Origin of the sequence: Vibrio hepatarius (assembly GCF_018860525.1) — a bacterium.
In the GTDB taxonomy this organism is placed as follows: domain Bacteria; phylum Pseudomonadota; class Gammaproteobacteria; order Enterobacterales; family Vibrionaceae; genus Vibrio; species Vibrio hepatarius_B.
On the sequence record NZ_JAHKPM010000067.1, the window covers coordinates 99,980 to 112,060 of the forward strand.

Sequence of the window (12,081 nt, forward strand, 5' to 3'; positions counted from 1 at the left end):
AAGAAAAAGGTGATTTATGCATATTACTCAAGGCCCTCAATATAATGGCAAAGCATCTAAACGTTTACACGTTATGGCCAAGCCCATTGGAGCGGTGTGCAATATTGATTGCACTTACTGTTATTACCTCAGTAAACAAGACTTACTTGAGTATAAGCAAGGCTGTTCGCCGGTGATGGATGATGACACATTAGAAACGTATATTCGGCAATATATTGAAGGACAAAACACGCCAGAAATTATTTTCTCTTGGCAAGGCGGTGAGCCGACCATGTTGGGTTTGGATTATTTTCACAAGATTGTTGAGTTTCAGGCCAAGTACAAACCTGAAGGTATTACTATTTCTAATGATTTGCAGACCAATGGTACATTACTAACCGATGAATGGTGTGTATTTTTAAAAGAGAATAATTTCTTAGTGGGTTTAAGCATTGATGGGCCAGAGATGTTACATAATGCATATCGAACTAATCGTGCAGGGAGAGGCACGTTTAAGCAAGTCATGAATGCGGTCGATCGGCTGCATAGTCATAAAGTGAACTTTGCAACGTTGACGTGTGTAAACAATCTCACCAGCCGTAATCCGCTAGAGGTTTATCGTTTTTTGCGAGATGAAGTGCGTTCACCTCAAATGCAGTTTATTCCCATTGTGGAGCAGAAAACCTTTCGCACTACAGCACCACAAACGTGGCAGCCACAAGAGCAATTAAAACAAGGAGATAAGCGATTGATTCCCGGTCATAAAGACTCAGTTGTTGAACCATGGTGTGTGGCAGATGAGGCTTGGGGAAATTTCCTTATTGCGATTTTTGATGAATGGGTGCAAAACGACATCGGTAGAGTCTTCGTGCAATACTTTGAAGCCAGTGCAGAAGCTTGGATGGGCAGAAAAAACCCTTTGTGTACATTAGGTGAAATTTGCGGTAAGGGCTTAGCAATGGAGCCCAATGGTGATGTATTTTCGTGTGATCATTATGTTTACCCAGAATATAAGATTGGTAACATCCACCACCAGAAATTGGAAACATTAGCCTATAGCCCAGAACAGCAAAAGTTTGGCTTTGCAAAAAAACGTACTTTGACTCAGCAATGTCAGCGCTGTGATTACCAGTTTGCATGTCATGGTGAGTGCCCTAAGAATCGTTTTATTCGTTCCAAAGAGGGTGAGCCGGGATTGAACTACTTATGCTCTGGATGGAAGAAGTTTTTTGCTCATGCAGATAAGGCGATGGCCTATATTCTTCGCGCTACCGGCAACCCTGTTGCTCATGGAAAATACAGCGATGCATTACGACACGATCATATGACTAATAAACGTTCTTCATTTGAAGCAAAGTTTTAAGGATGAAGTTATGCGATTACTTTCAAAAAATTTTCCTCATTCAGCATCAAAAGTAGTCAACAAAAAGTGGTTTTGTAAGCTGATTGTTGCTGTAGTTATGGGATTGTCAGTGAGCCCATTAGCTATTGCAGATGGTGAAGCTCCAAATGTACCAAGTCAAGAAAGGGCATTGAATTCAGCTGAGCAGCCGCCGCATGCGACTTCACAGCAAAGGGGGGCTTATCTTTCTTACCGAGCGCAGGATATTAAGCAACCTAAGCAACATCGTATTGAAGCTTTGCGCGAGCTGGCTAACTATCCCAGTCAAAATGCGCTTGTTGCTGTTGTGCGTAGTTTACAAGATCATGAGCCAACCGTTCGAGAAGCGGCGATTATTGGAGCAGCGCCTTATACCATAGAACATCGCTGGCGTATGATTGAGCCTTTACTGACTGATAGAGAAGCCAAGGTGCGTATTATGGCGGCGACCAATTTGGTGCGAGACTTTGCAAATTTAAACCCAAAACAGCAACAAATATTAGAAAAGCCAGTTGCTGAGCTCATCACTTACTTACAAGCTGAGCAAGATCAGAATTCTCAATTACTGCTTGCTGATGTCTATCGCTGGCATCATGAATGGGACCAAGCCGACAAAATCTATCAAGTACTAGTGGTAAAACAACCAGGCAATCCTGAGGTTTGGCTGAGTTTGGCGGATAACTATCGTGCTCAAGAGCAAGATAGTCGTGCCATACAAACACTAGATAACGGCCTTGAACTTCACCCTGATAACGCCGCTCTTCATTATTCAAAATCACTCGCACTAGTGAGGCTTGATGATAAGAAAAGTGCTGCAAGAGAAATTGAACAGGCAGCTGAAATAGCAGAGGACAACAGCTACTTTTGGTATCTTAATGGCGTGTTGCAAGAGGAGTATGATTTGAAAAAATCAGTAACATCTTTTGAGCAAGCCTATTTAATATCCGGTGCGCCTGAGCAGCTTTATGCGGTTTGCGATATATACGCTCGCCATGAAAACCCTAAGATCGATCAGTGCTTAAATGAATTAGCTAAAGTTGCTCCTCAGTCGGTTATCAATGGTTTGAAGAAAAACTAGACGATGCCTCTAACATGGGTATTGTCTAGTAGATCTATAACCCCAAAGTAAATTAGCACAACCTAATGTTAACTTGACGAGCACTGAATACGCATTCATTATATTAGCAATTACTAATCTTGATTTGACGATATTCTCTGATAAGCATGATTGAAGTTCAGATATAGGTGAAAAAGTATGTTAAGCACGATGCTTTGGTGGTCATTAATTGGTGGAATGATGCTTGGTTTATCTGCTATTTTTCTACTTTTCATCAGTGGAAAAGTAGCGGGTATTAGCGGGATTATCAATGGCTTACTTTCTCCAGCGAAGGGAGATGTACTATGGCGAACGCTTTTTTTGTTAGGGCTTGTTATTGGTGGGTCATTCGGCCTAGTCAGTATGGGCATTCAAGCACCTAACACGGATGGAGTCCCGATTCATATTCTAATATTAGCCGGTTTACTGGTCGGTTTTGGTACTCGGTTGGGTAATGGATGCACTAGCGGGCATGGAATATGTGGAGTAGGGCGATTGTCTTTTCGTTCATTGCTGGCAACTGGTGTGTTTATTTTTGCTGCCATGGTCACAGTTTGGCTGACTCATGAGGTAGTGCTATGAAACTGACATTACTCAGAGTTTCTATTTTCATGAGTGGGCTGTTATTTGGTATAGGGTTGACACTTTCAGGAATGGTAAACCCTGCCAAGGTGATTGGTTTTCTTGATATTACAGGGCAGTGGGATCCAAGTTTAGCATTGGTAATGGGTGGCGCTTTAGTGGTTTATACACCACTTTATCACTTTTGGTTAAAGCAAAAAAACACACGCTTTGTCAGGAGAAGTTTATTGCTTTACACCCAATAAGGCTATAGATACCAGATTGGTATTAGGCGCAATAACATTTGGCATAGGTTGGGGGTTAGCTGGTATTTGCCCAGGCCCAGCGATCGCAAGCCTAGGCTTCGGTAATTTGGATATTGTTATTTTCATTGTCGCAATGTTAGCGGGTTCCATGCTATCCAAATATTTAACGCAGCCTTAAGCTCTGGTGTTAAGGATTTTTTATTCTAATGTGGTTCTTAAGGGGCAGTGATCACTTAAGTGATATTTGAGTACTTGTTCACTTGGAAAAACCATTTGTTCTGGTGTGCTCAGTGTCAGTTTTTGGCTAATGATGATGTGGTCAATCAAAGAGCGAAACTGATGAAGCCGATCAGGATGATGTCTTGAACGCACCTTACACCTTGGTTGGGTGGAGATAGTCGCTAGAATCGAAGAAGAAGACTGTGTTATCTCCCCCCATAACCAGTCACCTTGGTAGCTGAGGTTGTGGTTAAAATCACCCAATACAATATATTGCTGCTTGGCTTTTTCGCGATCTAGTATCCATTGGTTTAGTGCCTTACCTTGAGACTCTAGTATTTGGCAATCTCGATTATTATTGTACGCACCGCTGCAACGCGCCTTTAAGTGAACAGATAAGAGGTGTACTGGCGGCTTTTGGTTAGGTGTAATAACAATATATGTAGCAAACCTGAGTTTGCTGTTTTTGCGCTTATCTAGCTGGATATCGGGGAGATTCTCAACGGGTATTCCTTTTCGCACAGCAAATCCCGTATATTGGTTAATATCTTTAAATTGCTGTTTAACCCTACTGTTACTTGCGCGTTGTGATAAGTAAATATCATAGTCTTGTCCAACCACCTTTCGGATCGCTTTTAAGTCATTAACTTCTTGAAAGGCAAGAATATCAGTGTCGGTTGATTCAAAATGATTGGCTAGTGCCTCTAAGTCTATTTGTGTTCGTTTTGATTGAACAAATTGCTTGGAGGGCTTAGAAGTTAACCATTCAATATTCCATGTTGTCAAAGACAATGGAGTTGCGGTTATAGACGTTGAAACACAACTGAGTGCTAATGTGAGTATTAAATGTTGCCAGTGATGGTGAAATTTAGTCATAGATAAACAGTATATAAGACCCAAAGAATTCATTTTACAGCAAATTCAATGTGATTCAGTGATGAACACTTTACTCCGATACCGTGATGATTTACCAAGTTGTTAGCCTATCTATAAGATTGGCGTGTTGTTCATCAAGCCCATAAGTTTGTTGATCGGCATCAATACACTCCTTTATCAACTTTCGTTTAATAAAGCACAATATATAGGGCTTTGTGTATTAAAAACCATCTCATATTGTGATTTCAATGATCTGTTTGTGGGCTGAGGTTAAGGAGAAATGATGCAACCAATGGTAATCAAGCGTGATGGCTCAAAAGTCCATTTTTGTCGGGGACGCATTCAATCAGCTGTTGAGGCTGCGGCTGAATGCAAAAATAAGGATATGGCGCTGTACGCGCAAAATGTTGCGTTGGCGATAGAGTCACAATTGATTGAACATCAAAAAATTGATATTGCTGATATCCAAACACGAGTTGAAAATGAATTGATGCAAGGCCCATTTCCATCGATTGCTCGAGCTTATATCGAGTATCGCCATGACCGTGATGTTGCGAGAGAAAAACAAACCGACTTAACACGAGATATTGAAGGCTTGATAGGACAAAGTAACCTTGATTTGATCAATGAAAATGCGAATAAGGATGGTAAAGTTATTCCCACACAGCGAGATTTGCTCGCTGGAATACTAGCTAAGCACTATGCCAAAACCCGCATTCTCCCTCGTGATATTGTGGCCGCTCATGACTGTGGTGATATTCATTATCACGACTTAGACTACGCACCTTTCTTTCCAATGTTTAATTGTATGCTCATTGATTTAAAAGGCATGCTGACCCATGGCTTTAAAATGGGCAATGCTGAAATAGATACGCCAAAATCAATTTCTACTGCGACTGCGGTCACAGCGCAAATTATTGCCCAGGTAGCAAGCCATATCTACGGAGGAACAACGGTTAACCGAATCGATGAAGTACTGTCACCATATGTAATGGCAAGTTACAAAAAGCATCTTGCAGTTGCACGAGAGTGGGGAATTGACGATGTAGAATGTTTTGCTCGTGAACGCACTGAAAAAGAGTGTTTTGATGCATTTCAATCTTTGGAATATGAAGTCAACACTTTGCATACAGCAAATGGCCAGACACCTTTTGTCACATTTAGTTTTGGCTTGGGTACCTGCTGGGCATCATGTTTAATCCAGCAAGCCATATTAAAAAACCGTTTGGCGGGGCTTGGGAAAAATCGTAAAACAGCGGTATTTCCTAAGCTGGTGTTTACCATCAAAGAAGGGCTGAACCGTAACAGTGAAGACCCTAATTATCACATCAAACAGTTAGCCTTAGAATGCGCCTCAAAACGCATGTATCCAGATATTCTTAATTATGACCAAGTGATTAAAGTGACAGGGTCATTTAAAACACCAATGGGTTGCCGTAGCTTTCTTAGTGATTACCAAGAAAACGGTGAGCTTATCTATGATGGGCGCAATAATTTAGGCGTTGTAAGCCTAAACCTTCCTCGAATTGCCTTGCAATCAAAGCAAGGCGAAGAAGACTTTTATGCGCTACTCGATCAAAAACTACTTCTTGCTCGTAGGGCGTTAGAGACTCGAATTGCTCGGCTAGAAAATGTTCAAGCTCGCGTTGCGCCCATTTTGTATATGGAAGGGGCTTGCGGAGTAAGGCTAAGAGCGGACGAACCTATATCGAACATCTTTAAGCATGGTCGTGCCTCTATCTCGCTTGGCTATATTGGTCTGCATGAAGCCATTAACGCTCTGTATGGTGATGAGACCCATATTTATGACAGTGCTAATCTTCAAGCTAAAGCACTTAAGATAGTGAAATATCTTAAACGGGCAGTTAACCAGTGGAATAAGGGATCTGGTTACGGTTATAGCTTGTATGCCACGCCAAGTGAAAACCTATGTCACCGCTTTTGTGGTATTGATACCAAAGAATTTGGCGTGATTGAAGGTGTGACGAACAAAGGCTATTACACCAACAGCTTTCACTTAGATGTAGAAAAAAAAGTTAACCCATACGATAAAATTGATTTTGAAATGGTTTACCCTCAGCTCTCAAGTGGTGGTTTTATTTGCTATGGCGAATTTCCAAACATGGAGTCCAACATAGAAGCCTTAGAAGATGTTTGGGATTACAGTTATTCACGCGTGCCTTACTATGGCACCAATACACCAATTGATGAATGTTACGAGTGTGGCTATAGGGGGGAGTTTGATTGCACAAGTAAAGGCTTTTGCTGCCCTAATTGCGGCAATCATGATTCGCCTACAGTGTCTGTGACAAGGCGAGTATGTGGCTATTTAGGCAGTCCTGATGCACGGCCATTCAACGCGGGTAAGCAGCAAGAAGTCATTCGTCGAGTAAAGCATTTATAAATAATGAATTATCACGCCTATTATCCAGTGGATGTTGTCAATGGCGAGGGTACGCGCTGCACCTTATTTGTGTCTGGCTGTGAGCATCAATGCAAAGGCTGTTATAACCAGTCAACGTGGCGTGTTGATTCTGGTCATTTGTTTACAAAAGAGCTGGAAGACCAGATCATCGCTGACCTTAATGATACGCGGATAAAGAAAAGGGGGCTGTCTTTATCTGGTGGCGATCCGCTCCATCATGCAAATCTTTTCGCCATTAAGGAGCTTGTTCAAAGAGTAAAATTAGAATGTCTTGATAAAGATATTTGGTTATGGACGGGTTATACATTCAAGTCACTGTCTCCAACGCAACGCGCTATTGTTAAACAAGTCGATGTTCTTATTGACGGCAAGTTTGAACAAGACAAAAAAGATCTCACTTTAAAATGGCGTGGCAGCTCAAACCAAATAATTTATTGGGTGAGGGATCTTACTTAAGGCTTTTGTTTTTCCCCAGTTCAGTCAAAAATGTTGCTATCTTTCACGTTATTACTCCCAAATACTAATACCCCTCTTTTCTCTAGGTTCAAATGCTGTTTTTCCAACCACCCTTCAGCCCATCTCCTTACTGTAATGAAATGATAATTATCGTTTTTCTCAATGCTGATACTTTGTATTTTATCGAGCTATTGATATGGAAAATACTACGCCTCAATGATATTATTTTACTTTTTTTTATGTCGATGGCTCTGATTGGTTAATCATTGGTTGGCTACACGTTTTGAATTGGAGGGAACGCAAACTTTAAGGTTGTTACTTTACATAATGCAGTGGAAATTATTGGATAAATAGAAAATAAAATGAAAATACATAAATTTATATTTTTCCTACTCATGTTTGCCGTCTCATCAGCGCACGCAACGCGTGTTGATGTGTACATGAAAGATGTCAGTAGGGACACGTACCAGTTTTATACCAAGTTAGTCGAACCTAGGCCCATGATGTTAATTCATGGCGAGGTTGTTATTCCCATCCCTCTAGGGCCTGAAACGCCAGAAATTGATAGAACCAGCTATCTACGAGTGTGGAAACAGGGCAGTCAGTGGAAAGCGGAGCATTTTACTCACAAACAAACGGCTAAGTATAATGAGTTTGTTCGCACAAGCCAAAACAATAAATTGGCGCGCGCAGCACACAACTCATATAGTTCAAGCTCATCCGTATATGTAAGGATGGGAAGCTATAAGTTTTCGATTAATAATTACAAATCTTCTCCCAGTGTTGTTCAATCAGGCATTGTTTCTGGCCTGATTAATAGTCAGTTTGCTTATCCTTATGCCTCATTTACCCAAACTGAAAACAGTATCAGTGTTGATTCTTATGTGACCGATAGCGGCCAAGCTGCGCTCTCTTTATCGATTCCTTTTGCGCAAAAACAGGCTCGTTTATCTTTTGTTGAAAACAGCCACCGAATTGAAGGGCTAGAGTCGCTAAAAGCCGATCCTAGCGTAACGGTTAATACAGCAGCTAATCTCACCACTATCGATGTTGAGCATGAAGATAAGGTTGTCTCATACTTCTTCAAGACACAAACTTGGGTCGATGATGCCTCTGGCATTAAGAATGCGAATGGTTCTGGCTGGGCAAAAGCGCCATATCAAGCTGATTATCTATCGGCGATTGGTCAATGTGAACGCTTAAAATCTCAAACCGAGCCAACTTGTTATCAACCTATTCATCTTGATTATGCGCGTACAACCAACTTTAATTCATTCCCTTACTTAGCTGGCTGGAAAGACGATAAACAAGCAGTAACCAGGGTGGTGTGATGGCGATTGTCAGCCGTGATACCAAACAGGTTTCTGGCTCGGGCAGAACACAATCCACCTACACTTATGTGCTCAATGAGTCAGGGCAGCCTAAATCGTTGAGCCAAGAGAATATACCGAATCCAAGTAGCAACACACGCAATCTAACAAGTTATATCGCTCATGGCGATTACGCTGGGCTTGCCAATAAAATCGAACGTTTTGGTCATATTGATAATACCGAATACCGGTTGTCTGAAACCGATATCGAATGGCGACTGACAGCCAATGGTCAAGCGCAGAAAGCGCGTGTTGTTGAGTCAGTGTTTGATATTGATGGCAATGTCAGCCAAACCAAAACGATTGAAAACAGCTATGACGACCAAAACCGCCTAGAAAAACGCATCACCATTACTGATAACAACAATGGTGAGCAAATCGAAGACCAAGTCGAGTATCGATTTGAAAATGATTATGCAGTGGGTAAGATTGAACGTCGTAGTATCATCAGTCCGGCCTATGAAAACGGCGTTAGCGATCAATTGGTTAAAGAGTTTGAGTATGTTTATCGAGACGATAAACTGGTTGAACAGATCACGCGTCAGGGGGGCTATACCACAAGTGATGCAGTCACTCAGGATGCGAAAGGCAGAGTGACGGCGCGAGTTAGAAAGGTCAATGGTCAGGTCGTATTGCGTGAGACAAGCAAATATACAGGTGATAACCTCACGCAGCGATGTGAAAATGGTCAATGTATAGACTATCAGTATCGAACTACAGCGACAGGTCGAGTGGAAACGTCGTCAATTAATGGAACTCCTTATGAGGAAACCCATTATGATGACAAAAACCGAGTGGTTGCAAAAACAGCTCGTGGTATCACTAAAAAGACAGAGTTTTACGCAATTGACGATGTGCCAGCACGCTTGAATGAGTGGGTGGCAGTTTGTCCTAGTGACACAGTCTCGGTTGTATATAACGCTACACCAAGTGCAATGACGTGTGTGACTAGTCGCGGTCAGTACCAAATCCTAAAAGGGATGGACGACAGGTTCATCATCTCTGCCGAACTCAAACAAGACAAATATTCGAAGCAGCTACTATTACCGCATTTTGAAGGTGATCAAGCAGTAACATACGCTGTCAAAGGCAATGTTGAAACACGCGAAATCGAATATGAGGTCAATGGCCAAAGTGAAAGTCGTTCAGAGCTACTTGATAATGTGACCGAATCATATGACAAGTGGGGCAATGTTTTCCGTCGTTATCATGACATTACAGGGCTTTTATATCAGGTTGATGATCATCTTGGTAATACCATTCGCTTTACCTACAATGCGATGGGTAAATTGACGTCATCTGAACTTAACAGTAACCCAGAAACCAAGATTGTTTATGTTTATGATGCGCGTGGGCAAAGAACACAAACCATTGACCCATCTCGTGGACATTGGAAATATCACTACAATCTAAAAGGACAGCTTGCTTGGCAGCAGGATGCTAACGGCGACCGCACCGAGTTTAGTTACGACAATTTTAACCGCGTAATACGTATGTCGACTCCTGAGTCAACCGTGTGTTACGAGTTCCCAACTAAGCTGCCACTTGCCGAGCCAAAGCGTGTTGTTAAGGTGGCAGGTAGACAACAAACCTGTGCTAATCAAGAGACAGTATACGAGGAAGTTAACACCTACGAGTGGCCCAATGGCTGGCTTAAAAAACGAGAGATTACTCTAGAAGACGGCTACACGCAGACGACTCACTACGAGTATAACAGTAACGGTCAAGTTAAAAAGGAGACGACACCCTCTCGTCTAGGTAATGAGTTTGCACTTGAAATTGGTTACAGCAATGGCTCGCCATATAAGTGGACCAATGCTCAAACCGGTGAACTGTATAAAGAAGTCCTAGCCAAAGATGCCCAGCAACGTGTCACTAATGTGCGTTTTGGTAATGGTTTAGAAGAGTTTTATCGCTATGATCGTGTATCAGGCCAACTCTTAGAGCAATCGGCAACACGCAGTGGCACATTGGTGTACCGTTATGAATATCGGTATAATTCTAACGATCTCTTGTCTAGCCGTAAACGCCATTTTTACTACCGTAATCGTAGCGAAACTTCATTTGAAGATGAATACAGTTATGATGAACAAGACAGGCTAAAAGCTCATACCATTAAGCAATTCTGTGCCAACGGTATTTGCCAAGAGATCAACGCAAACGGGTTTATCTCAGCCACTTCCGAGTTTGAATATGATAAGTATGGCAACATTACTTACAAAACTGGTGTGGGTGATTATTACTATGAATCGGCTGATCCGTTTAAGCTGACTCGCCTTGAAGAGGAAAATGGTGAGACTCGTCACTTTACTTATGACAAAAATGGCAACATGTTATCAGATGGACTTAGACAGTTCCGTTACGAGAGCAATCGCCTTGTCTATGTTGGTCGCGTCTCAGACAATCAAGACAACACAGTCGTTGATAGAGATGAAACTCGCTTTACCTACGGACCAGACGGTCAACAGATTGTCCGCACCGATAAGCGTTTTGATGTATCAAGTCTTGAGTGGGTAACCGAAAAATCGTTCTCATCTGGCGCTTATACCTATAACCAAACCTCTGGTAACAAACAATACGAGACCTATGGGGGCAATGGCTTTGCGCTAACCTGTAGTGAGTCTTCTTGTTCGGTTGCGTACTCTCATACTGATCGACTCGGTCAGCAGATAATGGTCACCAACGCTGAAGGCACCATTACTTCACAAACCTTCACTGACCCGTTTGGTTCATCGCATAACGTACTCATGCCAGAAATGGATGATGCGTTTGCCGTTTCACCAACTTATAGCTCTATGTTCGGTCATGTGGGTGTTGCAGGTTTTGACCTGATTCATATGAAGGGTAGAGTGTATGACCCCTATCTAGCACGGTTTATTCAAGCTGACCCCTTTATCAAAGGCAAAGAGTCAGTGGCGAATTACAATCGCTACACTTTTAACCTAAATAATCCAGTCAACACTATTGACCCAAGCGGCTATTTATTCAAAAGAATCCGAAAAGCATTCAAGCGTGGGTGGAATAAGGTTAAAAAAGAGGTCAAGCGAACCGAAAGCCGAATACGTAACGAGGTAAAACGTGCCGAAAGCCGTGTTCGTAATGAAGTTCAGAGGGTAGAGCGTCAAATTCGTCACGAAGCGAAACGCTTCGAAAGGCGGGCTCGTCATGAAGTTGGTCGCTGGGAATCGGATGTGCGCCATGGGGTTAAGATCGTTGGTCAAATGATCAAAGAAAACCCCGAAATGGTGCTCGCTATGGCGGTGACAGTTTGGGTTGTTGGTCCAGCAGCTACGACATACTTTACCAATTTTTACATGGGCGTCACTGGCGCGACGATGACAACCGCTGGTGTATTAGCTAATACAGCCGCAGGTATTGCGACGCAAGTTCTTACGGGTATATCGGCAGGCGCAGTAACCGCTGCTAGTGGACATTTAATATCTAATAAGGGT

Annotated in this window: 8 protein-coding genes and 1 pseudogene; 8 read left to right on the forward strand and 1 reads right to left on the reverse strand. The window is 42.3% G+C overall.

Annotation, left to right across the window (positions count from 1 at the left end):
* Positions 1 to 16 precede the first annotated feature (16 nt).
* The 4 genes and pseudogenes from KO511_RS20620 (at position 17) to KO511_RS22645 (ending at position 3,461) form a co-directional block, all read left to right on the forward strand.
* Entirely contained in the window at positions 17 to 1,342 is a 1,326-nt protein-coding gene (locus KO511_RS20620; protein ID WP_215989266.1) for an anaerobic sulfatase maturase, read from the forward strand.
* Between the two features lie 97 nt (positions 1,343 to 1,439).
* Positions 1,440 to 2,438 carry a HEAT repeat domain-containing protein gene (locus tag KO511_RS20625; RefSeq protein ID WP_215989278.1) on the forward strand — a complete coding sequence of 333 codons (999 nt, stop codon included), beginning with the start codon at positions 1,440 to 1,442 and terminating at the stop codon, positions 2,436 to 2,438.
* 177 nt (positions 2,439 to 2,615) lie between these two features.
* Entirely contained in the window at positions 2,616 to 3,038 is a 423-nt protein-coding gene (locus tag KO511_RS20630; RefSeq protein ID WP_215989267.1) for a YeeE/YedE family protein, read from the forward strand.
* Positions 3,035 to 3,461, forward strand: a pseudogene (locus KO511_RS22645) (DUF6691 family protein). Before KO511_RS20630 ends, KO511_RS22645 begins: the two are co-directional and overlap by 4 nt.
* A 20-nt stretch (positions 3,462 to 3,481) precedes the next feature.
* Here KO511_RS22645 and KO511_RS20640 read toward each other — a convergent pair.
* On the reverse strand, positions 3,482 to 4,378 hold the full coding sequence (locus KO511_RS20640) for an endonuclease/exonuclease/phosphatase family protein (RefSeq protein ID WP_215989268.1): 897 nt from the start codon (positions 4,376 to 4,378) through the stop codon (positions 3,482 to 3,484).
* Between the two features lie 283 nt (positions 4,379 to 4,661).
* Between KO511_RS20640 and nrdD the strand changes: the two genes are divergently transcribed.
* From nrdD to KO511_RS20660, 4 genes are all read left to right on the forward strand, one after another.
* Positions 4,662 to 6,782 carry an anaerobic ribonucleoside-triphosphate reductase gene (gene nrdD / locus KO511_RS20645; RefSeq protein WP_215989279.1) on the forward strand — a complete coding sequence of 707 codons (2,121 nt, stop codon included), beginning with the start codon at positions 4,662 to 4,664 and terminating at the stop codon, positions 6,780 to 6,782.
* Between the two features lie 3 nt (positions 6,783 to 6,785).
* Entirely contained in the window at positions 6,786 to 7,259 is a 474-nt protein-coding gene (gene nrdG, locus KO511_RS20650; protein ID WP_215989269.1) for an anaerobic ribonucleoside-triphosphate reductase-activating protein, read from the forward strand.
* Positions 7,260 to 7,621: 362 nt separating this feature from the next.
* Positions 7,622 to 8,590, forward strand: a complete 969-nt coding sequence (locus KO511_RS20655) for a hypothetical protein (RefSeq protein WP_215989270.1) — start codon at positions 7,622 to 7,624, stop codon at positions 8,588 to 8,590.
* The coding region (locus KO511_RS20660) for an RHS repeat domain-containing protein (protein WP_289847803.1) at positions 8,590 to 12,081 on the forward strand (3,492 nt) is incomplete at its 3' end. The genes KO511_RS20655 and KO511_RS20660, both read left to right, overlap by 1 nt.